Source organism: Caulobacter sp. 05T431 (genome assembly GCF_056665975.1).
The window spans coordinates 1-22199 of record NZ_JBFTKU010000005.1; the positions used below are offsets into that span (position 1 = coordinate 1).

Consider the following 22199-nt stretch of genomic DNA (forward strand, 5'->3'; position numbering starts at 1 on the left):
TCTGAGCCCCGCTTCCCGCAACGATCCGATCGCCAGGCCGGCTCGGCCCCGCTCGGTTCCATCCCCATCGCCTGCTTGGGCCGGTACCAAGAGCCCTCCCCGTGATGGTGACGGGTTCAGTATGTGGGCGGTTCAAACCCTGGCGCGTTTGTGACGCTGTTTTTTCTTTAAGGTGTTGAGACGGCTAGGGTTCTTCTCGCCGCTGGCGGGGATAAAGGCGGCTCGATCCCCGCGCGGGGACATACCCTCGCGGCGTGTCCCCATCGGACGCACCGAGCCCCGTCTTGGGGACACGCCGCAAGGGCATGTCCCCGGCCCGGGTTCGCTCCACCGTCCGTCATCCTCGGACGTGTTCCGAGGACCCCTGCTTCAGCCGCGAAGAAGGACGATCCGTGGAGCGGCGAGATCGCGGCCTACCCCCAACCGACAAACCCGCCGACAGAGGGGTCCTCGGAACAAGTCCGAGGATGACGGTTGAAAGGTGGGGCTCTTCACGTCGAAGACTGGCCGAAAGACCGCGTTTCATTCGGTGAGGGTGTAACCACTCACCCTCCCATGGCTTCGCCATGGGCCCCTCCCTCTCTCAAAGAGAGAGGGAAACATCACGCCGCCTCAGTAGAAGCTCTCGCCCGCCTCCAGCCGATCCTGACGCGTCCCGTCGCACAGGGCGTAGCTGAAGCCCTTCTGGATCGACCAGGCGCCGACCTGGCCCGTCTTGCTCAGCGCCAGGAAGCCCACCTGCAGGTCCTTGGCGTTCGGCTTCTTCTTCAGGATGCGGGCGACGGCCTCCTTGCAGGCCTCCTGGGGCGAGCGGCCCTGGCGCATCAGCTCGACCACCAGGAACGAGCCGACATTGCGGATAACCTCCTCGCCCACGCCCGTGGAGGTGGCCGCGCCGACGTCGTTGTCGACATAGAGCCCGGCTCCGACGATCGGCGAATCGCCGACCCGGCCGCGCAGCTTCCAGGCCATGCCGCTGGTGGTGCAGGCGCCCGACAGGTTGCCGGCCGCATCCAGGGCCAGCATGCCGATGGTGTCGTGATTGCCCTTGCCGCCCGGCGTGCCCAGCTGGCCCGAGGTCTTGCCGTAATCCCCGACCTCGCTGTTGGCCTTGGGCGCGTACTTGGCGTCCTTCTTCCAGGCCTCCCAGGCGGCGCGGGATTCCGGGGTCAGCAGCTCCTCGCGCGGAAAGCCCTGTTCCTCCGCGAACTGCAGGGCGCCGGCCCCGACCAGCAGGACGTGCGGGGTCTTCTCCATCACCGCCCGGGCCACCGAGATCGGGTGGGCGATATGCTCCAGCGCCGCGACCGCGCCGCAGCCGCCGTGCTCGTCCATGATCGAGGCGTCCAGCGAGACGTGGCCGTCGCGGTCGGGATAGCCGGCCCGGCCGACGCTGTGGTTCTTCAGGTCCTGCTCGGGAATCCGGGCCCCGGCCTCGACCGCGTCCAGCGCTCGGCCGCCCTTGCTGAGGATCGCCCAGGCCGCCTGGTTGGCCGGCACGCCGAAGTCCCAGGTGGAGATCACGCAGGGCTTGGTCAGCTGGATTCCGCCCGAGGGGCCGGCCGCCGAGGCGGCGCCGCCGCCCACCAATCCCGACCCGACCAGCGAGGCGCCGATCAGGCCTCTACGATTCAGCATGGGTAAGCTCCCCGAAAGGCGCCAAAAGAACGCCGGTCACGAATCCGTACCACGAGCCTGGGAGCCGCCAAGATGTCCGACCGCGTGATCCTGGAAGTCTGTGTCGATACGCCCGCCGGACTGGCGGCGGCGATCGCCGGTGGCGCGGATCGCATCGAACTGTGCTCCGCCCTGGCCCTGCAGGGCCTGACCCCGGCGCCGGGGCTGATGGCCATCGCGGCCGAGGCGGCGATCCCGATCTATCCGATGATCCGCCCGCGCCACGGCGACTTCGTCTACGACGCCCGCGACGTCGACGCGATCTTCCGCGACATCGACGCCGCGCGGGAGGCGCGGCTGGCCGGGGTGGTGATCGGCGCCAACACCGCGTCGGGCGAGCTGGACGTCGACGTTCTGGCCATGCTGGTCGCCCACGCCGAGGGGCTGGGCGTGACCCTGCACCGGGCCTTCGACCTGACGCCCGACCCGTTCGCGGCCCTGGAGACCGCCATCGACCTGGGCTTCGAGCGCATCCTGACCTCCGGCTGCGCGCTGAACGCGATGGCGGGGTCGTCGATGATCGCCGCCCTGGTCGGCCAGGCGGCCGGCCGCATCGCGATCCTGGCCGGCGGCGGGGTCAATCCGTCGAACGTGGCCGAGCTGGTGGCGCGGACGGCCGTGCGCGAGGTGCACGGCTCGTGCAGCGCGCCGATGGTCGAGGGCCTGGCCAAGGGCCACGAGCACCGCGCCCACGAGCTGGGCTTCGTGCCGGACGGCCTGCGCGACACGGACGAGGCCGTGGTGAAGGCGGTGGTCGCGGCGCTTAGGGGGCTCTGAGCCTCATCCGCCATTTCTAGCGGTTGTCATCCCGGAAGCGCGTAGCGCTGTCCGGGACCCAGGTGAACCGCACCGCTTTCGCCCAGTCCCCTGGGTCCCGGACAGCCTCTGCGAGGCTTCCGGGATGACAACTTTAAGAGCGGAAGATCAGAACCGCGTGTCCATCGCCGGGATCGCGATGACCCCGGCCTCGCCGTCTTCATCCCCCCAGGCCAGGCGCGAGCCGTCCGCCGAGACCGACAGCGAACTGATCGCCGCGCCCTTCTCGGCCTTCAGGGTCTCGATGCGGCCCGAGCGCATGTGGGCGCCCCAGATCTTGCCGTTGTCCTGGCCGGCGAGGGCCACGGGCAGGGCGTCGACGCCGGCGACCTGCACCACCATCGAGTCGCGCGAGAAGCCGATCTCGGCCGCTTCCTTGCCCATCGGGCCGTTGGACCCGGCGAAGGGCCAGACGACCGCGCCGTTGGCGCCGGCCGTGACCATCAGGTTGCCCTTGTCGAAGAAGGCCAGGCTCTTGATCTTGGATGGATAGCCGCCCATCCGCATGTCCTTGCCGTCGGCCAGCCGCCAGCCGTGCAGCTGGTTGTCCTGCATGGCCGTGACCAGGAACTTGCCGTCGGGGCTGAAGACCGCGGCGATGTGGCTGCCGGCCCACTTCAGGGCCTGGGGCTTCTGGCCGTCGATCTTGGCCCACCACAGCCAGGCGCCGCCGTAGCCCACCGTGGCCAGGCGCCGGCCCTTGGGGTCGAAGGCCAGGCCCGAGACGGTCTTGTCGTGCGGGAAGACGCGCAGGAACTTCGGATCGGCCACGTCGCGGACGTGGGCCTCCTTGCCGGCGGTGAAGGCGATCAGCCCCGAGGCGGCGCTGGCGGCGACGTGCTCGATCCAGCGGCCCTTGACCTCGGCCACCAGGGTGGCTGCGACCTCGTCGCCCTCGACCCGGCTCCAGACCACGCGGCCGTCGTCGCCGCCGGTGACGATCCCCCGGCCCGAGGGGTGGACGGCGGCGGCCAGCACCGCGCCGTCGTGGGCTTCCACGGTGACGAAGCCGCCTTCACTTTCGAATCGGACCGTGCCGTCGCCCAGGGCGAAGGCGGCGCGACCGGCGCGGTCGAACAGGGCGGCGGTGACGTAGGCGTCGAAGGAATAGATCATTCGCGCGCCATACCGCGCCCCGACGCGGGCGCCTAGTCGGGCGTCAATACGCGTGTCGCGCGAGCCAGGCCCGGAGAACCCGTCTCTTGAACGCCGTTCCTTCAAAAAGAGTCACAAAAGGGGTTGCCTTTGCGGCACGTCCTCGGGCTTTACTTCCGCGCCCGTCTGCGCCAGACGTGGCCTCTAACATTTTTCGGGACCGCCACAGAGGCGGCCCTTGGGAGACAGTCAGGCAATGGCGGCTAAACTCTCTGGCGGTGGTGGCGGTCGCTACTCCCTCGGCCAGAACTCCGAAATCAACGTCACGCCCTTCGTCGACATCCTGCTCGTGCTGCTGATCATCTTCATGGTCGCCGTGCCGATGGCGACCGTGGCGATCAAGGTGGACCTGCCGCCGGCGACCCCGCCGCCCCCCGGCGTGAAGCCGAAGGAACCGGTGTTCATCTCGATCCAGAAGTCGGGCGCCCTGTACGTGGCCGACAAGCAGACGAGCCTGGACAACCTGCAGTTCGACCTGGACGCCAAGTTCACGGCGACCGGCCAAGCCGGCCCGAAGGACGACCAGCGCATCATGGTCCGCGCCGACGCCGACGTGACCTACGCCGACTTCATGGGCGTGCTGAACGCCCTGCAGACCGCCGGCTGGTACAAGGTCGGCCTGATCAACGAAGACATCCACTAGGGATATCTTCCGCGATCACGCGAAAGATCAGGGGCCGGACGCCATGTCCGGCCCCTTTTTCGTGCCTGCCCCAGGGCCTGGGCGCTTGGCGCTTTACAAGCGTAAGAAACGGTAGAAAACTACACCTGTAACTCAATCGATCCCGAACGGGGCATGGAGAGGAGACAGGTCATGGCGGCGAAACTGGCTGGGGCGGGCGGCGGGACCTACACGATCCGGCAGAACGCGGACATCAACGTCACGCCCTTCGTCGACATCCTGCTGGTGCTGCTGATCATCTTCATGGTCGCCGTGCCCATGGCCACCACCTCGATCAAGCTGGACATGCCGCCGCCCAAGGCAATGACGACTCCGCCCAAGCCGCCGGTGCTGATCAGCATCCAGAACTCGGGCGCCCTCTATCTGGCCGGCCAGCCGACGCGGCTGGACACCCTGGCCCGCGACGTCAGCGCCCGGTTCGCCGCCGACGGCCAGACCGGTCCCCGCAAGGACCAGCGCCTGATGGTCAGCGCCCAGGCCGACGTGCCCTACGAGGCGCTGATGGGCGTGATCGACAAGGTCCACACCGAGGGCTGGACGCAGATCGGCATCGTCAACGAGGACATCCACTGAGGCCCTGATCCTTCTCCCCCTGCGGGAGAAGGTGTCGACGAAGTCGACGGATGAGGGGTCTCTCAAAAGCAAAACGCCGCGACAGCTGAAGGACCGGTCGCGGCGTTTCCGTTCTTCAACCCCTCACCCGACCCCGCTTCGCGGGGCCACCCTCTCCCGCAGGGGGAGAGGGATTTGGCGTTAAGCCGCCGTCGCCTCGAAGCCGGCTTTCAGCTCGGCCTCGTCCAGGTCGCGGCCGATGAACACCATGCGGCTGTAGCGCTTGTCCTTGTCGGTCCACGGGCGCTGGAAGTCGCCTTCCAGGATCATGTGCACGGCCTGGAACACCAGGCGGCGCTCCTCGCCCTTGACGTCGATGATGCCCTTGGCGCGCAGGATGTCGACGCCGCGGCGGGCCAGGAGGTCGTTGAGCCAGGCGGTGATCTTCTGGCCGTCCACCGGCTTGTCCAGCGTCAGGGAAATGCCCTTCACGCCGTCGTCGTGGATGTCGCTCTTGTGGTCGTGGTGGTGATGGTGGTCGTGACCGTGGTGGTGGTCATGATCATGGTCGTGGTGATGATGGTCGTGGCCGCAGTGCTCGTCGTGCACGTGGCCGTCCTCGCCGTGGGCCGGGTTCAGGAACTCCGGCTCCAGCTCGGTGATCCGCTCCAGGTCGAAGCTGTGCTTGCCGATGATGGTCTCGAGCGGGACGTTCGAGCGCTGGGCGCGGTGGATCGGGGCCAGCGGGTTGATGCGCTTGATGCGCGCCTCGACGTGGCGCAGGTCGTCTTCCGAGACCAGGTCGGTCTTGTTCAGCACGATCTGGTCGGCGAAGGCGATCTGCTCGACCGCTTCCTTGCTGTCGGACAGGCGCAGCAGGATGTGCTTGGCGTCGACCACGGCGGTGACCGAGTCCAGATAGGTGCGGGCCTTGACGTCGTCGTCGACGAAGAAGGTCTGGGCCACCGGGCCGGGATCGGCCAGGCCCGTGGTCTCGACCACGATGGCGTCGAAGCCGCCCTTCCGTTTCATCAGGCCCTGGAGGACACGGATCAGGTCGCCGCGCACCGTGCAGCAGACGCAGCCGTTGTTCATCTCGAACACTTCCTCGTCGGCCCCGACCACCAGGTCGTTGTCGATGCCCACCTCGCCGAACTCGTTGACGATCACGGCGTAGCGCTTGCCGTGCTCCTCGGTGAGGATGCGGTTGAGCAGGGTGGTCTTGCCGGCGCCGAGATAGCCGGTCAGCACGGTGACGGGGATCTTGCCGGAATTGGATGCGGTGTCGGTCATGGCCGCTATTTAGGGGGCTTGGGCTCTCTATGAAAGCACCCCCTGGAATCCGCCTCAGGTCTTGAGGAACGCCACCGCCGCGCCGATCACGATCAGGGCGCCGCCCAGGATCAGCTCCTCGTACTGCTCCAGCCGGGCCAGGCCCAGGCGGTTGAAGCCGGCCAGGCTCAGGCCCGTGAAGATCAGCATGCCGGCCGAGGTGGCCGTCAGCAGCACCGCCGAGAGGGTCAGGAAGCCGGCCACGCCGTGCTCCATCCCCGCCAGATAATAAGGAAGGAAGGCCTCGCACGGCGACAGGGTCAGCAGCACCACCAGGGCGGTGATCGCCGCGCGGTCGGAGGTGAACTTGCGGCCGGTCTCCATCGTCGCGTGCTTGTGCCGGCCCTTGACCAGATAGAAGACGCCCAGCGCCGCCATCAGCCCGCCGACCACCCAATGGAAGGAATCGCCCAGGTGCGGCTGGGCCACCAGGCCGGCGGCCACCACGGCCAGGCCCAGGAGGATGGTCAGGCCCACATGGCCCAGGCCCGCCAGCAGAGTGACGCCCAGGGTCCGCCCCGTCGTCCATTTCTGGGCGCGGCCGACCAGCACGAACGGCAGCCAATGCGTGGGCAAGGCCGCATGCAGGAAGGCCACGACGAACCCGGTGGCGGCGACGGAGGCGAAGAAGGTCGTGTTCACGTCTGCGGCTATAGCCTGTTATAAAGTAACACGCCAGAGACTCTCGCGACCTTCGTGCGCGACATCCTGTCGGCCGTGCTATCAAACGCGGCCATGACGCCCGGCCCCGATCTGCAAGCCGCCCTGGACGCGGTCTACGCGGCCTTCGATCGCTATCCGCCTCCGAAGGTTCTGGAAGCGCCGAGTCATCGCAAGCCGAAGCAACTTCTGGCGCGGTTGATCGCCAAGCCCCTGGCGCTCCTCACCGCCGAGGATATCGGACCCTACACGGGCTGGGCCATGACGACGGTAGGCGGGGTGGAAGACTACAAGCACTTCCTGCCGCGCATCCTCGAACTGTCGGTGCTCGGCGCCGACGTCCATCTCTGCGGCGATCCGGAGTTGCTGGCGGGCAAGATCGACTACGGCGCCTTTTCCGATTGGCCAGAGAACGAGCGCGCGGCGATTCTAGGGGCTTACGATGCAGCCTGGCGACAGGCGCTGCGGACTTTTCCCGACGAGGTCGAAGCCGAGGCGTGGCTGCTGGGTCTGATCGAACTGGGCGAACCAATCGACGCCCGCCTCACCACATGGATCGACAACCCCGACCTCGTCGCCGGCCTGCAACTGGCCGACGCTGCGTCCTCGGAAGCTTTTCGACGCGCAGACCCCAGACGCCCCGCCCAGATGGGCGCGCGGGCCGGCTATGAGGCCTGGCTAGCGGGCCCCGCTGTGCGTCAACGCCTCGAGCGGCTAATTCTGGAAGTAGACGATGAGGAAGCCTGGCGTGTCGCCCAGGCGCTGGGTCTGCCCGCCGAAACCCAGGTCGGCCGCGCCTAAGGCTGTGTCGCGGATTTCGTCAAGCGTCAGGGCGCCGTTCGCCGTTGACTCAGGGGCTTTCGCCGGTATAAGTGCGCCCCTCTCGCCCGCAGGGTCTCCCAGCGGGCGTTCCCCATTTTGCGAACGCACGTTTCTTAAGGCGCTAACCTATGTACGCGGTGATCAAAACCGGCGGCAAGCAGTACCGGGTCCAAGCCGGCGATCTGCTGGTTGTCGAAAAGCTCGACGGTGAACCGGGCTCGGAAGTCGCTTTCGGCGAAGTCCTGATGCTTGGCGAAGGCGAGGCCGTGACGGTCGGCGCCCCCACGGTGGACGGCGCTGTCGTCTCCGGCACCCTGATCGAAACCCGCAAGGGCGAGAAGGTGAAGATCTTCAAGAAGATCCGCCGTCAGGGCTATCGCCGCACCCGCGGTCACCGCCAGACCGAGTCGGTCATCCGCGTGACCTCGGTCGCCGGCGCCGGCAAGACCAGCAAGTGGGACGGCACGGTCGACCTGACCCCGAAGGTCATCCTGAACGCCCGCGCCCGCGGCCTGGGCGACGCCGCCGTGTCGGCCGTGGTTCCGGCCAAGGTCGAAGTCGAAACCGTCGTGAAGAAGGCCACCAAGTCTTCGCCGAAGGTTGAAGCCGCCGTGGTCGAACACGCCGAGCCGACCGCCGCCCCGAAAAAGAAGGCCGCGCCTAAGAAGGCCGCCGCCAAGGAAGACGGCGAAGCCTAAGCGGCTGCGCCTCTAAGGATCAGGAGAGCACAATGGCTCACAAGAAATCTGGTGGTTCGTCCAGCAACGGCCGCGACTCGGCTGGCCGTCGTCTTGGCGTGAAGAAGTTCGGTGGCCAGAAGGTCGCCGCCGGCAACATCATCATCCGCCAACGCGGCACCAAGTTCTGGCCGGGCGCCGGCGTGGGCATGGGCAAGGACCATACCCTCTTCGCGCTCGTCGAAGGCGCGGTGGGCTTTGTCACCAAGCGCAACAATCGGACCTACGTGAACGTGGCTCCGGTGGCCCAGGCCGCCGAATAGCGCGAACCTCGTAGAGATCCGGGTCGCGCTTTCCTCGAAGAAAGACGATCCGGACAGACGAAACCTAAGCGGGGAGTCCGGACGCCGGGCTCCCCGCTTTTGTTTTGTCCGCGCTCGAAATTTCCTGGCCGCAAAAGGACCCCAGGCCTGAAATCCGAGCGTCACGGTCCCTACCTAGAAGGACCGAGAACGGGAGGCGCGCGATGTGCGTGATCGAGAAGAGTCCGATCATCGAGACGCGGCGGCTGACGCTGCGGGCTCCCCAGACCGATGACGCGCCGCGGATCGCGGCGCTGTGCGGCGACTATGCGATCGCCAAGATGACCACCCGCATGCCCTGGCCCTACAGCCAGGCCGAGGCCGACGGCTTCGTGGCCCGCTGCCAGGCCCAGGACCGGCGCAAGGACGCGACCTTCGTGATCGACCTGGAGGACGCCGGCGTGGTCGGGGTGCTGGGCTTCTTCACCCCGCCCGTCGGCCACCTGGAGATCGGCTACTGGATCGGCCGGCCCTACTGGGGCCGCGGCCTGGCGACGGAAGCCGCCCAGGGCGCCCTGGCCTGGGCCAGGAACGACTGGCGCAAGAAGCTGGTCGTCGCCGGCCACTTCGCCGACAACCCGGCGTCGGGCCAGGTGCTGGTCAAGGCCGGCTTCCTGTACACGGGCGTGGTCGAGACCAAGCCCTCGGTCGCGCGGGGCGAGCCGGTGGATACCCGGATGATGGTGTGGCTGGCGTGAGACCGCTAGGCGCCGCCTTGGCCGGAGCCGCGGTCGCCCTCGCCTCGCAGGCGCACGGGCAGATCAAGGGTCCGGTCACGTCGGCGGGGTGCCTGGCCCTTGAGACCTCCAGCCGCGTCGAGGCGCGAGGCCGCCTGTCGGTACAGACGTTCCCAGGGCCGCCGAACTTCGAGAGCGTGGCGGCCGGCGATCGGGCCGAGCGGACGTATCTGCTGACCCTGCCAAGGCCGATCTGCGTCGACGACGGCGAGGCCGGCTTCGCCGATCCGGCGGTCCGGTTCGAGGTCGTGCACGTCAGCGTCAGGGACGAGCGTCTCTGGCCGACGCTGCGCGCGGCGCTCGGCAAGTCGGTGGTCGTGACCGGAGAGGGCTTCGCGGCGTTCGACGGCCATCACCACGCGCCGCTCGTCGTGCTGGCCGACAAGGTCGAGGTCGTGAAGGGGCCTTAGGCCGCGCGGTGCGTGGCGATGGTCTTCTGCGGGCCTTCGCGGAAGCGCTTCTCGGCGACGATGATCCGTTCGCACAGGGCGTCCAGGTCGCTGAGCAGCGAATAGGTCGCGTAGATGGGGATCTCCATCATCGCCACCTGCGCCCGGGGCATGAACTCGCAGTACTTCTTCCACGCCACGTGGCCGTCGCGCGCGTTCATGGCCCGCTGGCCCAGCGGGTTCCAGAGGTTCAGGGCCATCAGCTCGTCGCGGCATTCGCGCATCACGGGCAGGGCGATGAACAGGAACAGGAAGGTCGGCGTCGCGGCGCGGGCGAACTGCGGCTGCACCTGCATGTGCCAGATGCGGAAGGCCTCGAAGAAGTTGGCCTTGCGGGTCGGATCCGGCGGCAGCCACTGCAGGTCCGGATTGATCAGTTCCTGGGCCGAGCCCGAGCGCTTGACCAGTTCGTCGGCCGTGCGGCCGTCGGCCATGGTCTTGTTCAGGGCGTTGATCGGGATCGCCAGGCGCTTGGCCACCTCGGTATAGGCGACCTGGCGGCCGGCCATCGGGGTCCACTGGCCGAAGTTGGCGGCGTTGGGCGCGCTGGCGCGCTTCATCGCCGCGGCCTGGTGCAGCAGCTGATGGGTCTCGCGGCTCTTGGCGGCCTGCTGGCGGTCGAACTCTTCCTCGTGGACGGCCTGTTCGTCGGGCGTCATCCAGCGGGCCCGTCCGGGGCCGTAGGTGCGTTCGTGGCGATTGAGCAGGACGAAGTTGTGCTCGTCGGTCGGGCGGCGGCCGATGGCGGTCAGGAAGGCGCGGAAGTCGCGCCATTCGGGCGCCAGGCCCGTACCCCGGCTCATCAACATGTTCCGATGCAGCGACGCCTCGTGGGTGTACTTGCGACACAGGGTCGGCAGCGTCAGATCCTGCAGATCATGCGCAAAATCGGCGTCAGAAATTGTCGTCGTCAACGCCAGCCCTCCTCGCGCAATGGTCCTGTCGGTTTCCTCATGAGGTCGTTTGTCGCATGATCTCTTTTAATATTTCGTCACGATCACGAACACGGTTCGACGCGTCAAAGTGTCGCCAAGTCGACAAAAGGCGAGGCTCTAGACGAGGCGAGGCTTTGCCGTGGACCGGTTTCGGCTCGACGGACACGCCGCCTTACGACAAAAGACGCTCATGAAATTCTTGGACCAGTGCAAAATCTATGTCCGCTCCGGAAACGGCGGCGGCGGCGCGGTCTCGTTCCGACGCGAGAAGTACATCGAATACGGCGGCCCCGACGGCGGGGACGGCGGCCGGGGCGGCGATGTGTGGATCGAGGCGGTCGAAGGCCTCAACACCCTGATCGACTACCGCTACCAGCAGCACTTCAAGGCCGGCACGGGCGTGCACGGCATGGGCCGCCAGCGCCACGGCGCGGCGGGCGAGGACGTGATCCTGAAGGTCCCCGTCGGCACCCAGGTGCTGGAGGAGGACAAGGAGACCCTGATCGCCGACCTCGACACCGCCGGCATGACCCTGCGCCTGGCCAAGGGCGGCAACGGCGGCTGGGGCAACCTGCACTTCAAGGGCCCGGTCAATCAGGCCCCCAAGTACGCCAATCCCGGCCAGGAGGGCGAGGAGCTGTGGGTCTGGCTGCGGCTGAAGCTGATCGCCGACGTCGGCCTGGTCGGCCTGCCCAACGCCGGCAAGTCGACCTTCCTGGCCGCCGCCAGCGCCGCCAAGCCGAAGATCGCCGACTATCCGTTCACCACGCTGACGCCCAACCTCGGCATGGTCGACCTGTCGACCAGCGAGCGCTTCGTCATGGCCGACATCCCCGGTCTGATCGAGGGGGCCAGCGAGGGTGCGGGCCTGGGCACCCGGTTCCTGGGCCACGTCGAGCGCTCGGCGGTGCTGATCCACCTGGTGGACGCCACCCAGGAGGACATCGCCGGCGCCTGGACCACGATCCGCGGCGAGCTGGAGGCCTATGGCGACGAGCTGGCCGACAAGTCCGAGATCCTGGCCCTGAACAAGGTCGACGCCCTGGACGAAGAGACCCGCGCGGCCAAGGCCGCCGAGCTCGAGGCCGTGGCGGGGATCAAGCCGATGCTGGTCTCCGGCGTCTCCGGCGAAGGCGTCACCGAGCTCCTGCGCGCCGCCTACACCCAGGTGCGCATCCGTCGTGGCGACGCGATCGAGGAGATCGAGGACGACGAGGACCACATCGAGGAGACCCCCGGGGGCTGGAAGCCGTAATGAGCGCATCCGGGGGAGCGCTCGCCAAGGCTCGGCGCATCGTCTTCAAGGTCGGCTCGGCCCTGCTGGTCGATGCGGCCTCAGGCGCGGCCGACCGCGCCTGGCTGGACGCCTTCTGCGCCGACGTCGCCCGGCTGCGGGCCCGGGGCCAGCAGGTGGTGGTGGTCTCGTCCGGGGCCGTGGCCCTGGGCCGCCGGCGCCTGGGCCTGACGGGCCGCAAGTCGCTGACCCTGCCCGAGAAGCAGGCCGCCGCCGCCGCCGGCCAGTCGGTGCTGATGCGGGCCTGGGAAGAGGCGCTGGAGCCGTACGGCGTCGGCGCCGCCCAGATCCTGCTGACCCGCGACGACACCGAGGTGCGCCGCCGCTGGCTGAACGCCCGCGCCACCGCCGAGACCCTGATCGCCCTGAACGTCGTCCCCGTGGTCAACGAGAACGACACGGTGGTGACCGAGGAGATCCGCTACGGCGACAACGACCGCCTGGCGGCCCGCGTGGCCCAGATGGTCGGCGCCGACCTGCTGGTCCTGCTGTCCGACATCGACGGCCTCTACACCGCCGATCCGCGTCGCGACCCGTCGGCCACCCATATCGAGCGGGTGAGCGAGATCACGTCCGAGATCGCCGCCATGGCCGAGGGGGCCAACGCCTCGGCCGGGGTCGGCACCGGCGGCATGGCCACCAAGATCGCCGCCGCCCGCATCGCCCGCGCCGCCGGCTGCGCCACCCTGATCACCCTGGGCTCGCGCCCCGCGCCGCTGCAGGCCATCGAGGACGGGGCCCTGGCCACGGTGATCGAGGCCGGCGCCAGCCCCGCCGCCGCCTACAAAGCCTGGATCGCCGGCTCGCTGGCTCCCCAAGGCTGGCTGACGGTCGACGCCGGCGCCGCCGCGGCCCTGGCCAGCGGCAAGAGCCTGCTCTCGGCCGGGGTCCGCGCCGTCGAGGGGCCGTTCGACAAGGGCGACGCCGTCCGCGTGCGCGACGAGACCGGCCGCGAGGTGGCCCGGGGCCTGGTCCGCTACGACAGCGCCGACGCCCACAAGATCGCCGGCCTGCGCAGCGACGCCATCGAGGCCGAGCTGGGCTTCACCGAAGGCCCGATGATCCACGCCGACGACCTGGCGGTCGGCGGCTGATGAGCCGGGTCGCGCTCCTGGGCCTTCTGGCCGGCGCGATCCTGCTCTCCGGCTGCGCCAGCCTGGCGCCCGCCCCAACCTGCCCGGCCGGCCAGAGCCCGGGCCGCCTGGTCCAGCTGGGCTTCGGCCGCAAGATCGGCGACCAGGTCGGCGTCTCCGAGGCCGACTTCGCCCGCTTCGTCGACGAGGAGCTGACCCCGCGCTTCCCCGACGGCCTGACCGTGCTGGACGCCGCCGGCCAATGGCGCTCGAACGCCGGGCCGATCGTCCGCGAGCCGTCGAAGATCGTGCTGCTGGCCCTGCCCGGCCGGGCCGGCGGCGAGGACCGGATCGAGGCCGTGCGCGCGGCCTATGTGCGGCGGTTCTCGCAAGAGGGGGTGATGGTGCTCACCCAGCCGGCCTGCGTGGGGTTCTGAGACCTGGTTGACGGCCTTTCGGCGGCCGGGCGATGATCGCCGCCGGGGGAGGAGACCTGGCATGACCCTGTTCGAGACCCGCCCCATCACCGTGTCGATCGCGCGTCCGGCCGCCGAGGTCTACGCCTTCGCCCATCGCCCCGAGAGCTTCCCGAAATGGGCCGCCGGCCTGGGCGCGGGCCTCACCCGCGACGGCGACCGCTGGGTGGCCCACGGCCCCGACGGCGACGTCCACGTGCGGTTCTCGCCGCAGAACCCGTACGGCGTTCTCGACCACTGGGTGACCCTGCCGGACGGGACCGAGATCAGCATCCCGCTGCGGGTGGTGGCCAACGGCGACGGGGCCGAGGTGACCCTGACCCTGTTCCGCGTCCCCGGCATGGACGACGCCACCTTCGCGCGCGACCAGGGGATGGTCGCCGCCGACCTGGCCAGGCTCAAGGCCCTGCTGGAGCCATGATCGCCCCCAAGATCGCCTTGAGGGCGCCCCGGCCCGGCGACTTCGGCTGGATCGTCCAGCGGCACGGTGTTCTGTATGCGGATGAACATGGCTGGGACGCCCGGTTCGAAGGCGTGGTGGCCGGCGTCGTCTCCGACTACGTCAAGACCTTCGACCCGGCCCGCGAGGCCTGTTGGATCGCCGAGCACGAGGGGCGGCCGGTCGGCTCGATCATGCTGGCCCGCGAGAGCGACACGGTCGGCCGCCTGCGCCTGCTGCTGGTCGAGCCGTCGGCGCGGGGGCTGGGCGTCGGCGAGACCCTGGTCCGCGAATGCCTGGCCTACGCCCGGACGGCGGGCTACGCCGAGATCATCCTCTGGACCCAAAGCAACCTGCTGCCCGCCCGGCGGCTCTACGCCCGCCACGGCTTCGTACTGGAGGACAGCTGGCCCTATGACGGCTTCGGGCAGGGGCTGGTGTCGGAGAGCTGGCGACTAAAATTCCAGGCGGAGGATTAAACTCCGGTCCCGCTTGCGCCCTTTCGACCGCCGAGGCGTTCCCGTTGCCAACGCGGGGCTGGGCGTCATCCCCGTCGCATGCAGGGAAGACGGGCCATGGCCGATCAGCAGGACTTCAAGACCGATGTGGGCGCGGGCGGCGAGACCCATCAGCACGTGCCGGAAAAGGGCCCCCACAGCCCCGAAGGCCACCTGACCACCAACCAGGGCATCCGGGTCTCCGACAACCAGAACCAGCTGAAGAGCGGCGAGCGCGGGCCGGTGCTGCTGGAGGACTTCGTCCTTCGCGAGAAGATCTTCCACTTCGACCACGAACGGATCCCCGAGCGGATCGTCCATGCCCGCGGCTCGGCCGCCCACGGCTTCTTCGAGCTCTACGAGTCGTTGTCCGACCTGACCAAGGCCGACCTCTTCCAGCGGGCCGGCGAGAAGACCCCGGTCTTCACCCGCTTCTCCACCGTGGCCGGCGGCGCGGGCAGCGTCGACACCCCGCGCGACGTGCGCGGCTTCGCGGTGAAGTTCTACACCCAGGAGGGCAACTGGGACCTGGTGGGCAACAACATCCCGGTGTTCTTCATCCAGGACGCCATGAAGTTCCCGGACCTGGTCCATTCGGTGAAGATGGAGGCCGATCGCGGCTATCCGCAGGCCGCCAGCGCCCACGACACCTTCTGGGACTTCATCAGCCTGATGCCCGAGAGCACCCACATGATCATGTGGGCCATGAGCGACCGGACCATCCCGCGCTCGCTGCGCACGATGGAGGGCTTCGGCGTCCACACCTTCCGACTGGTCAACGCGGCCGGCAAGTCGACCTTCGTCAAGTTCCACTGGAAGCCCAAGCAGGGCGTGGCCTCGACGATCTGGGACGAGGCGGTGAAGCTGGCCGGCGCCGATCCGGACTTCCAGCGCCGCGACCTGTTCGAGGCCATCCAGCGCGGCGACTTCCCCGAATGGGAGCTGGGCCTGCAGACCTTCGACCAGGCCTTCGCCGACAGCCTGCCCTTCGACGTGCTGGACCCGACCAAGATCATCCCCGAGGAGGTGCTGCCGGTCCGCATCGTCGGCCGGATGGTGCTGGACCGTTGGCCGGACAACTTCTTCGCCGAGACCGAGCAGGTGGCCTATTGCCCGGGCAACATCGTGCCGGGCGTCGACTTCACCAACGACCCCCTGCTGCAGGGGCGGCTGTTCAGCTACCTCGACACCCAGAAGAGCCGGCTGGGCACGGCCAACTTCCATCAGATCCCGATCAACGCGCCCAAGTGCCCGGTGATGAACTTCCAGCGCGACGGGCAGATGCAGATGCTGCAGCCCAAGGGCCGCGCCAACTACGAGCCCAACAGCCTGGCCGAGACGGCCGGGGAGATCGGCGGGCCGCGCGAATGTCCGGTGACCGGCTTCAAGACCTTCGGGGCGGCCGACGGCGAGAACGAGCAGGGCGACAAGCTGCGAATCCGGCCCGAGAGCTTCGCCGACCATTACAGCCAGGCGCGGCTGTTCTTCCGGTCTCTGGACCCCGCCGAGCAGGCCCACCTGGCCTCGGCCCTGGTGTTCGAGCTGTCCAAGGTGGGCATCGAGGCGGTGCGGACGCGGATGATGGGCAACCTGGTCAATGTCGATCCGGACCTGGCCAAGCGGGTCGGGGCGGGCCTGAACATGCCCGTGCCAAAGGCCTCGAGGTCGGCTGTCGCGGTTCAGGACCTGGACCTGTCGCCGGCCCTGCGCATCGTCAACGGCCCGCGCGCGCCGACCGACATCAAGGGCCACGTGATCGGCGTCCTGATCGCCGACGGCTCGGACGGCGCGGCGGTCGACAAGCTGAAGGCGGCGATCATGAAGGCGGGTGCGGTCGCCAAGGTCATCGCGCCGAAGATCGGCGGGGCCAAGGGCGCGGACGGCGCGCTGATCCCGGCCGACGGCCAGCTGGCGGGCACGCCTTCGGTGACGGTGGACGCCGTCGCCCTGGTGCTGTCCGACACCGGCTGCGCGGCCCTGCTGAAGGAAGCCGCCGCCGTGCAGTTCGTCATGGACGCCTTCGGGCACCTGAAGGCCATCGGCGCGACGGACGCGGCCAAGCCGCTGCTGGACAAGGCGGGCGTGGAGTCGGACGACGGCGTCGTGGGCCTGGGCGCGGACTTCATCGCCGCGGCGGCCAAGCGGTTCTGGGACCGGGAGCCGAAGGTGCGGACGCTGGCTTAGAGGCTGCGGCGCACCACTTGCCCCCACCTGGCGGCTTCGCCGCCTGTCCGCCCCCATAGGGGGCGGAGGACGCGCGCTCGGCTCTTCTTCCCCCTGTGGGGGAAGACGACCGCGAAGCGGTCCGTAGGGGGCAAGTGCTCGCCGCACTATCCCATCAGATGCCCCCGCCAGGCCTCCCGCAGCACCTTCTTGTCGATCTTGCCCGTCGCGGTCAGCGGCACCGGGGCGAAGACCACGTCATCCGGGGTCCACCACTTCACGATCCTCGGCGCCAGATAGTCCAGCACCTCGTCCTTGCCGATCGAAGCCCCGTCGTGCGCCTCGATCACCAGCAGCGGCCGCTCCTCCCACTTCGGATGCGGCACGCCGACCACGGCGGCGATCTTCACGCCCGGGCAGCCGGCGGCGATGTTCTCCAGGTCGATCGAGCTGATCCATTCGCCGCCCGACTTGATGACGTCCTTCTGGCGGTCGGTGATCCGCATGAAGCCGTGCGCGTCCAGGGTGGCGATGTCGCCCGTGTCGAACCAGCCGTCGGCCTGGGCCGCGTCCTGGTCCTTGCGGAAGTAGCGGCGCACCACCCAGGGGCCGCGCACCTTCAGGGCGCCCGAGGTCTCGCCGTCGCGCGGCGCCTCGTCGCCGTCCTCGGTCTCGACCCGCAGCTCGATACCGAACTGCAGCCGGCCCTGGCGGGTCCAGATGGCGTCGTTCATCGCGTCCTCGCCCAGGGCGGCCAGCGACGGGGTCGGGGTGGCGACCACGCCGATCGGGCAGGTCTCGGTCATGCCCCAGATCTGCAGCACGTCGACGCCGTACTTGGTCTTGAAGGTCTCGGCCATGGCGCGCGGCACGGCGCTGCCGCCGATCACGACCCGCTTGAGGGTCTCCGGCCGCTGGCCGGTCTTTTCCAGCCAGTCCAGGTACATCGTCCAGATGGTCGGCACGCCGCCGGTGAAGGTGACGCCTTCGTCCTGGATCAGCGCGTGCAGCGAGGCGCCGTCCATCTTGTCGCCGGGCAGGACCAGCTTGGTGCCGCAGATCGGGGCGCTGAACGGCACGCCCCAGGCGGTGGCGTGGTAGAGGCTGGAGCAGGGCATGACCACGTCGAAGGCGGTGAAGCCGAACGCGCTGTTCAGGCCCCCCGCCATGGCGTGCAGCACCACGGCCCGGTGCGAATAGAGCACCCCCTTGGGATCGCCCGTCGTGCCCGAGGTGTAGCAGAGGAAGGCGCCGGCGTTCTCGTCGAAGCCGGGCCAGTCGATCGTCCCGGGCTCGCCGGCGATCAGGGCCTCGTAGGAGAGGGCGCCGACCTGGCCGGGGATGGTCCGCTCCGGGCTCGACAGCATGACGAAGGCCTTCACCGTGGTCAGCTGCGGGGCGATCCGGTCGACCAGCTCGGCGAAATTGCGGTCATAGAACAGCACCGCGCTTTCGGCGTGGTTGACCGTGTAGACGATCTGCTCGTCGAACAGGCGCGGATTGGCCGTGTGCAGCACCGCCCCGATCCCGGGGACGGCGTAGAACAGCTCCAGGTGCCGATGGGTGTTCCAGGCCAGGGAGGTGACCCGGTCGCCGGGCCCGACGCCCAGGCGGGCCAAGGCGTGGGCCAGCTGGGCCGAGCGCTGGGCCAGGCCCGCATAGTCGTAGCGCCAGTTGGGTTCGTCGATCAGCTTGGAGACGATCTCGCGCCCGCCGTGGGCCTGGGCGGCGTACGTCACGATGCCGCTGATCAGCAGCGGCGCGGTCTGCATCAGGCCCGGGATCATGCCCGCTCCTCCCTCTTCTCGTTGGGAGGAGGGTAGGGCGGAGTGAGGGCGTTGGGGAAGCCTGCTTGCCCCACCTGACCGCTTCGCGGCCTGTCCGCCCCCATTAGGGGGCGGAGGACGCCATCTAGAGCTTGGCCAGCACCGCATCGCCCATCTGGGCCGTCGACAGGTCGCCGCCCAGGTCGCGGGTGCGGGCCCCGCCGTCCAGGGCCGCCTTGACCGCCGCCAGCAGGGCGTCGGCCGCGTCGGCGCGCTTCAGCGACCAGCGCAGGGCCATCTCGAACGACAGGATAGCCGCCAGCGGGTTGGCCACGCCCTTCCCGGCGATGTCGGGGGCCGAGCCGTGGATGGGTTCGTAGAGGCCCGGCTTGTCCGGATCGCCGATCGCCGCCGAGGGCAGCATGCCCAGCGAGCCGGTCAGCATGGCCGCCGCGTCCGACAGGATGTCGCCGAACAGGTTGTCGGTGACGATGACGTCGAACTGCTTGGGCGCGCGGACCAGTTGCATGGCGCAGTTGTCGGCCAGGATGTGCTCCAGCTGGACGTCCGGATACTCGCGGGCGTGCAGCTCGGTGATCACCTGCTTCCACAGCAGGCCCGACTCCATGACGTTCGACTTCTCGGCTGAGTGGACCTTGTTGGTGCGGCCGCGGGCCAGCTCGAAGGCCACCCGGCCGACGCGCTCGATCTCGCTGGTGGTGTAGACGGCGGTGTCGAAGCCGCGCTTCTGGCCGTCCGGCAGGGTCTCGACGCCGCGCGGCTGGCCGAAATAGACGCCGCCGACCAGCTCGCGCACGAACATCACGTCCAGGCCCGAGACCAGCTCGGTCTTCAGGCTGGACGCGCCGGCCAGGGCCTCGAAGCAGTAGGCGGGGCGCAGGTTGGCGTAGACGTCCATGGCCTTGCGCAGGTTCAGCAGGCCGGCTTCCGGGCGCAGGTGGCGCGGCGCGTCGGCCCATTGCGGACCGCCGACCGCGCCCATCAGCACCGCGTCGCTGGCCAGGGCCGCGTCGCGGACCTCGTCGGTCAGCGGCGTGCCGTGGGCGTCATAGCTGGCGCCGCCGTAGATCCGCTCCTCGACGTTCAGGTCGGGCGTGAGGGCGGCGGCCACCCGGCGCACCTGGGCGCAGACCTCGGGGCCGATCCCGTCGCCGGGCAGGAGCAGGAGCGTGGACATGGTGGAAGGCTCTCTAGATCAGATTTCGCGGTAGTCAGAGACGTCGAATGCGGACATGCGGCGCTCGCCCACGCCCAGCTCGGGCCAGCAGGCGCGCCAGGCGGCCATGTGCGGGGCGGCGCGGTGGAAGGCCAAGGCCTCTTCGTCGACGAAGTGTTCGTAGACCCGGATCAGGCCCGGATCGAGCGGGTCCTCGGTCAGGGCGTAGTCCAGGCACCCGGGCTCGGCCCGGCTGCCCTCGACCTGGGCTCGCAGATGCGGGCGCAGCTCGGCCAGGCGCTCGGGCGCGACGCGGATCGTGCCGGCCAGGATGACGGTGGCCATCAGGCTTCCAGCCAGGGCCGGTCCAGCGCCCGCTTGCTCTCGAACACGTCGATGTCGGACGCGTGCTGCAGGGTCTCGCCGATGGCGTCCAGGCCCTTGAGCATCTTGTCCTTGCGGACGGGATCGATGTCGAAGTGGAAGCTCTTGCCCGAAGGCGAGACCACGGTCTGGGCCGTCAGGTCGACGCTGACCATGTGGTTGCCGCCCTTGGCCTCGTCCATCAGCTGGGCGACTTCCTCGGGCTTCAGCACCACCGGCAGCAGGCCGTTGTTGAAGCAGTTGTTGTTGAAGATGTCGGCGAAGCTGGTCGAGATCACGCACAGGATCCCGAAGTCCATCAGCGCCCACGGGGCGTGCTCGCGCGACGACCCGCAGCCGAAGTTGTCGCCGGCGATCAGCACGGACGAGCCCTTGTACTCCGGCCGGTTCAGCACGAAGTCGGCGATCTCGTTCCCGTCGCCGTCGAAGCGGAAGTCGTAGAACAGGCCCTTGGCCAGCCCTTCGCGTTCCACGGTCTTGAGGAACTGCTTGGGGATGATCTGGTCGGTGTCGATATTGGCCAGCGACAGGGGGGCGGCGCGGCCGTCGAGACGGGTGAAGGCCTGCATCAGTTCGTCTCCTCGAACAGGGCCCGCACGTCGGTCAGGTGGCCGGCGATCGCCGCCGCCGCCGCCATGGCCGGCGAGACCAGGTGGGTGCGGCCGGCGCGGCCCTGGCGGCCTTCGAAGTTGCGGTTGCTGGTCGAGGCGCAGCGCTCCTGCGGAGCCAGCTTGTCGGGGTTCATGGCCAGGCACATCGAGCAGCCCGGTTCGCGCCAGTCGAAGCCGGCGGCCTTGAAGATGGCGTCCAGCCCCTCGGCCTCGGCCTGCTCCTTCACCAGGCCCGAGCCCGGCACGACCATGGCCTTGACGTGCTCGGCCACCAGGCGGCCGTGCAGGAAGGCCTCCTGCACCACGGCGGCGGCGGCGCGCATGTCCTCGATGCGGCTGTTGGTGCACGAGCCGATGAAGACGCGGTCGATGCGGGCTTCGCTGATCGGCTGGCCAGCCTTCAGGCCCATGTAGTCGAGGGCCCGGTGGGCGGCGGCGCGCTTGTCCGGGGTGGCGAAGCTTTCCGGGTCGGGCACGTTGCCGGTGACCGGGATGACGTCCTCGGGGCTGGTGCCCCAGGTGACCATCGGGACCAGGGCCGAGCCGTCGATGACCACGGTGCGGTCGAAATGGGCGTCCTCGTCGCTGACGAAGCCCTTCCAGTAGGCCAGGGCCATGTCCCAGGCCGCGCCCTTCGGCGCCGAGGGCTTGCCCTGGATGTAGGCGAAGGTCTTGTCGTCCGGCGCCACCAGGCCGGCCTTGGCGCCGCCCTCGATGGTCAGGTTGCACAGGGTCATGCGGCCTTCCATCGACAGGTCGCGGACCACCGGGCCGGCGAACTCAATGACATAGCCGGTGCCGCCGGCGGTGCCGATCTCGCCGATCACGGCTAGGGCCACGTCCTTGGCCGTGACGCCGGGGCCCAGCTGGCCGTCGACGCGGACCAGCATGTTCTTGGCCTTCTCCTGGCGCAGGGTCTGGGTGGCCAGGACGTGCTCGACCTCGGACGTGCCGATGCCGTGGGCCAGGGCCCCGAAGGCGCCGTGGGTGGAGGTGTGGCTGTCGCCGCAGACGATGGTCATGCCCGGCTGGGTGCGGCCCTGCTCGGGACCCACCACGTGGACGATCCCGTTGCGGATGTCGCCCATCGGGAAGAACTCGATGCCGTTGTCCTCGACGTTGCGGGCCAGGGTCTTGAGCTGCAGGCGCGCCTCGTCGTCGGCCACGGCGTCGACGCCCTTGGCCTGGCCCTCGGTCGGGATGTTGTGGTCGGCGACGGCGAGCGTGCGGTCGGGCCGGCGCACCTTGCGGCCGGCCGCGCGAAGGCCCGCGAAGGCCTGCGGCGTGGTCACCTCGTGGATGAGGTGCAGGTCGATATAGAGGATCGCTTCGCCGTCCTGTTCGTTGACGACGTGAGCGTCCCAGATCTTGTCGTAGAGGGTCTTCGGTGCGCGGGTCATGATACCCGGGCACTTAGGCCCTGACAGCGGGCGCGTAAAGCGAGGAAACGCCGAAAATTCACG

Annotated in this window: 24 protein-coding genes; 14 read left to right on the top strand and 10 right to left on the bottom strand. The window is 69.1% G+C overall.

Annotation, left to right across the window (positions count from 1 at the left end):
* Positions 1-612: 612 nt before the first annotated feature.
* Positions 613-1638 carry a glycosylasparaginase gene (locus tag AC1U89_RS06225; protein ID WP_479898857.1) on the bottom strand — a complete coding sequence of 342 codons (1026 nt, stop codon included), beginning with the start codon at positions 1636-1638 and terminating at the stop codon, positions 613-615.
* A gap of 72 nt (positions 1639-1710) precedes the next feature.
* Between AC1U89_RS06225 and AC1U89_RS06230 the strand changes: the two genes are divergently transcribed.
* Positions 1711-2454: a copper homeostasis protein CutC gene (locus AC1U89_RS06230; RefSeq protein ID WP_479898858.1), complete on the top strand. Its 744-nt coding sequence runs from the start codon at positions 1711-1713 to the stop codon at positions 2452-2454.
* Positions 2455-2601: 147 nt separating this feature from the next.
* Here AC1U89_RS06230 and AC1U89_RS06235 read toward each other — a convergent pair whose 3' ends face one another.
* On the bottom strand, positions 2602-3609 hold the full coding sequence (locus AC1U89_RS06235; RefSeq protein WP_479898859.1) for a WD40 repeat domain-containing protein: 1008 nt from the start codon (positions 3607-3609) through the stop codon (positions 2602-2604).
* 235 nt (positions 3610-3844) lie between these two features.
* Here AC1U89_RS06235 and AC1U89_RS06240 point away from each other — a divergent pair, with 235 nt between their 5' ends.
* Positions 3845-4291 carry a biopolymer transporter ExbD gene (locus AC1U89_RS06240; protein ID WP_479898860.1) on the top strand — a complete coding sequence of 149 codons (447 nt, stop codon included), beginning with the start codon at positions 3845-3847 and terminating at the stop codon, positions 4289-4291.
* Positions 4292-4462: 171 nt separating this feature from the next.
* Positions 4463-4903, top strand: coding sequence for a biopolymer transporter ExbD (locus tag AC1U89_RS06245; protein WP_479898861.1), 441 nt, complete (start codon positions 4463-4465; stop codon positions 4901-4903).
* 180 nt (positions 4904-5083) lie between these two features.
* Here AC1U89_RS06245 and AC1U89_RS06250 read toward each other — a convergent pair whose 3' ends face one another.
* Together AC1U89_RS06250 and AC1U89_RS06255 are read right to left on the bottom strand one after the other, a co-directional pair.
* Positions 5084-6175: a CobW family GTP-binding protein gene (locus AC1U89_RS06250; RefSeq protein ID WP_479898862.1), complete on the bottom strand. Its 1092-nt coding sequence runs from the start codon at positions 6173-6175 to the stop codon at positions 5084-5086.
* A 54-nt stretch (positions 6176-6229) separates the two neighbouring features.
* Positions 6230-6856, bottom strand: a complete 627-nt coding sequence (locus AC1U89_RS06255) for a hypothetical protein (RefSeq protein ID WP_479898863.1) — start codon at positions 6854-6856, stop codon at positions 6230-6232.
* Positions 6857-6910: 54 nt separating this feature from the next.
* Here AC1U89_RS06255 and AC1U89_RS06260 point away from each other — a divergent pair, with 54 nt between their 5' ends.
* The 5 genes from AC1U89_RS06260 to AC1U89_RS06280 all read left to right on the top strand — a co-directional run bounded on the left by AC1U89_RS06260 (position 6911) and on the right by AC1U89_RS06280 (position 9882).
* Positions 6911-7675 (top strand): hypothetical protein, encoded by a 765-nt coding sequence (locus tag AC1U89_RS06260; RefSeq protein ID WP_479898864.1) that lies wholly within the window; start codon positions 6911-6913, stop codon positions 7673-7675.
* Between the two features lie 149 nt (positions 7676-7824).
* The gene (gene rplU / locus AC1U89_RS06265; RefSeq protein WP_479898865.1) at positions 7825-8394 is read left to right on the top strand and encodes a 50S ribosomal protein L21; all 570 of its coding nucleotides are present in this window, start codon (positions 7825-7827) and stop codon (positions 8392-8394) included.
* 32 nt (positions 8395-8426) lie between these two features.
* Positions 8427-8696 (top strand): 50S ribosomal protein L27, encoded by a 270-nt coding sequence (rpmA, locus tag AC1U89_RS06270; RefSeq protein ID WP_029911003.1) that lies wholly within the window; start codon positions 8427-8429, stop codon positions 8694-8696.
* Positions 8697-8899: 203 nt separating this feature from the next.
* The gene (locus AC1U89_RS06275) at positions 8900-9433 is read left to right on the top strand and encodes a GNAT family N-acetyltransferase (RefSeq protein WP_479898866.1); all 534 of its coding nucleotides are present in this window, start codon (positions 8900-8902) and stop codon (positions 9431-9433) included.
* Between the two features lie 17 nt (positions 9434-9450).
* A complete protein-coding gene (locus tag AC1U89_RS06280; RefSeq protein ID WP_479898867.1) occupies positions 9451-9882 on the top strand; it encodes a DUF4431 domain-containing protein in 432 nt (143 codons plus the stop codon).
* Here the strand turns inward: AC1U89_RS06280 and AC1U89_RS06285 are convergent.
* Positions 9879-10724, bottom strand: a complete 846-nt coding sequence (locus tag AC1U89_RS06285; protein WP_479898868.1) for a hypothetical protein — start codon at positions 10722-10724, stop codon at positions 9879-9881. The genes AC1U89_RS06280 and AC1U89_RS06285 overlap by 4 nt on opposite strands.
* 322 nt (positions 10725-11046) lie before the next feature.
* Between AC1U89_RS06285 and obgE the strand changes: the two genes are divergently transcribed.
* The 6 genes from obgE to AC1U89_RS06315 all read left to right on the top strand — a co-directional run bounded on the left by obgE (position 11047) and on the right by AC1U89_RS06315 (position 16819).
* Complete coding sequence (gene obgE, locus AC1U89_RS06290) at positions 11047-12111, top strand: GTPase ObgE (RefSeq protein ID WP_479898869.1); 1065 nt, start codon at positions 11047-11049, stop codon at positions 12109-12111.
* Complete coding sequence (gene proB, locus AC1U89_RS06295) at positions 12111-13244, top strand: glutamate 5-kinase (protein WP_479898870.1); 1134 nt, start codon at positions 12111-12113, stop codon at positions 13242-13244. Before obgE ends, proB begins: the two co-directional genes overlap by 1 nt.
* Positions 13244-13660: a DUF3574 domain-containing protein gene (locus AC1U89_RS06300; protein ID WP_479898871.1), complete on the top strand. Its 417-nt coding sequence runs from the start codon at positions 13244-13246 to the stop codon at positions 13658-13660. Before proB ends, AC1U89_RS06300 begins: the two co-directional genes overlap by 1 nt.
* A gap of 61 nt (positions 13661-13721) precedes the next feature.
* Positions 13722-14120, top strand: a complete 399-nt coding sequence (locus AC1U89_RS06305) for an SRPBCC family protein (RefSeq protein WP_479898872.1) — start codon at positions 13722-13724, stop codon at positions 14118-14120.
* Positions 14117-14617 (top strand): GNAT family N-acetyltransferase, encoded by a 501-nt coding sequence (locus AC1U89_RS06310; RefSeq protein WP_479898873.1) that lies wholly within the window; start codon positions 14117-14119, stop codon positions 14615-14617. The genes AC1U89_RS06305 and AC1U89_RS06310 overlap by 4 nt, the downstream gene beginning before the upstream one ends.
* A 96-nt stretch (positions 14618-14713) precedes the next feature.
* Positions 14714-16819 (top strand): catalase, encoded by a 2106-nt coding sequence (locus tag AC1U89_RS06315; RefSeq protein ID WP_479898874.1) that lies wholly within the window; start codon positions 14714-14716, stop codon positions 16817-16819.
* A 146-nt stretch (positions 16820-16965) separates the two neighbouring features.
* On the opposite strand, the gene AC1U89_RS06320 is transcribed toward AC1U89_RS06315, so the two are convergent.
* From AC1U89_RS06320 to leuC, 5 genes are all read right to left on the bottom strand, one after another.
* Entirely contained in the window at positions 16966-18585 is a 1620-nt protein-coding gene (locus AC1U89_RS06320; RefSeq protein ID WP_479898875.1) for a long-chain fatty acid--CoA ligase, read from the bottom strand.
* A 124-nt stretch (positions 18586-18709) separates the two neighbouring features.
* Positions 18710-19762 carry a 3-isopropylmalate dehydrogenase gene (gene leuB / locus AC1U89_RS06325; protein ID WP_479898876.1) on the bottom strand — a complete coding sequence of 351 codons (1053 nt, stop codon included), beginning with the start codon at positions 19760-19762 and terminating at the stop codon, positions 18710-18712.
* A gap of 18 nt (positions 19763-19780) precedes the next feature.
* A complete protein-coding gene (locus AC1U89_RS06330; RefSeq protein WP_479898877.1) occupies positions 19781-20086 on the bottom strand; it encodes a putative quinol monooxygenase in 306 nt (101 codons plus the stop codon).
* Positions 20086-20694 (bottom strand): 3-isopropylmalate dehydratase small subunit, encoded by a 609-nt coding sequence (gene leuD, locus AC1U89_RS06335; RefSeq protein WP_479898878.1) that lies wholly within the window; start codon positions 20692-20694, stop codon positions 20086-20088. Before leuD ends, AC1U89_RS06330 begins: the two co-directional genes overlap by 1 nt.
* Positions 20694-22136 (bottom strand): 3-isopropylmalate dehydratase large subunit, encoded by a 1443-nt coding sequence (gene leuC, locus AC1U89_RS06340; RefSeq protein WP_479898879.1) that lies wholly within the window; start codon positions 22134-22136, stop codon positions 20694-20696. Before leuC ends, leuD begins: the two co-directional genes overlap by 1 nt.
* Positions 22137-22199: the final 63 nt, after the last annotated feature.

Bases quoted from the DNA above. Each gene is read 5' to 3' on its own strand.
- AC1U89_RS06235 (WP_479898859.1), bottom strand. From the start codon at position 3,609: ATGATCTATTCCTTCGACGCCTACGTCACCGCCGCCCTGTTCGACCGC.
- AC1U89_RS06300 (WP_479898871.1), top strand. From the start codon at position 13,244: ATGAGCCGGGTCGCGCTCCTGGGCCTTCTGGCCGGCGCGATCCTGCTC.
- proB (WP_479898870.1), top strand. From the start codon at position 12,111: ATGAGCGCATCCGGGGGAGCGCTCGCCAAGGCTCGGCGCATCGTCTTC.
- AC1U89_RS06240 (WP_479898860.1), top strand. From the start codon at position 3,845: ATGGCGGCTAAACTCTCTGGCGGTGGTGGCGGTCGCTACTCCCTCGGC.
- AC1U89_RS06305 (WP_479898872.1), top strand. From the start codon at position 13,722: ATGACCCTGTTCGAGACCCGCCCCATCACCGTGTCGATCGCGCGTCCG.
- obgE (WP_479898869.1), top strand. From the start codon at position 11,047: ATGAAATTCTTGGACCAGTGCAAAATCTATGTCCGCTCCGGAAACGGC.
- AC1U89_RS06275 (WP_479898866.1), top strand. From the start codon at position 8,900: ATGTGCGTGATCGAGAAGAGTCCGATCATCGAGACGCGGCGGCTGACG.
- rplU (WP_479898865.1), top strand. From the start codon at position 7,825: ATGTACGCGGTGATCAAAACCGGCGGCAAGCAGTACCGGGTCCAAGCC.
- AC1U89_RS06250 (WP_479898862.1), bottom strand. From the start codon at position 6,175: ATGACCGACACCGCATCCAATTCCGGCAAGATCCCCGTCACCGTGCTG.
- AC1U89_RS06225 (WP_479898857.1), bottom strand. From the start codon at position 1,638: ATGCTGAATCGTAGAGGCCTGATCGGCGCCTCGCTGGTCGGGTCGGGA.
- AC1U89_RS06245 (WP_479898861.1), top strand. From the start codon at position 4,463: ATGGCGGCGAAACTGGCTGGGGCGGGCGGCGGGACCTACACGATCCGG.
- rpmA (WP_029911003.1), top strand. From the start codon at position 8,427: ATGGCTCACAAGAAATCTGGTGGTTCGTCCAGCAACGGCCGCGACTCG.
- leuC (WP_479898879.1), bottom strand. From the start codon at position 22,136: ATGACCCGCGCACCGAAGACCCTCTACGACAAGATCTGGGACGCTCAC.
- leuB (WP_479898876.1), bottom strand. From the start codon at position 19,762: ATGTCCACGCTCCTGCTCCTGCCCGGCGACGGGATCGGCCCCGAGGTC.
- AC1U89_RS06285 (WP_479898868.1), bottom strand. From the start codon at position 10,724: ATGAGCCGGGGTACGGGCCTGGCGCCCGAATGGCGCGACTTCCGCGCC.
- AC1U89_RS06330 (WP_479898877.1), bottom strand. From the start codon at position 20,086: ATGGCCACCGTCATCCTGGCCGGCACGATCCGCGTCGCGCCCGAGCGC.
- leuD (WP_479898878.1), bottom strand. From the start codon at position 20,694: ATGCAGGCCTTCACCCGTCTCGACGGCCGCGCCGCCCCCCTGTCGCTG.
- AC1U89_RS06320 (WP_479898875.1), bottom strand. From the start codon at position 18,585: ATGATCCCGGGCCTGATGCAGACCGCGCCGCTGCTGATCAGCGGCATC.
- AC1U89_RS06315 (WP_479898874.1), top strand. From the start codon at position 14,714: ATGGCCGATCAGCAGGACTTCAAGACCGATGTGGGCGCGGGCGGCGAG.
- AC1U89_RS06230 (WP_479898858.1), top strand. From the start codon at position 1,711: ATGTCCGACCGCGTGATCCTGGAAGTCTGTGTCGATACGCCCGCCGGA.
- AC1U89_RS06310 (WP_479898873.1), top strand. From the start codon at position 14,117: ATGATCGCCCCCAAGATCGCCTTGAGGGCGCCCCGGCCCGGCGACTTC.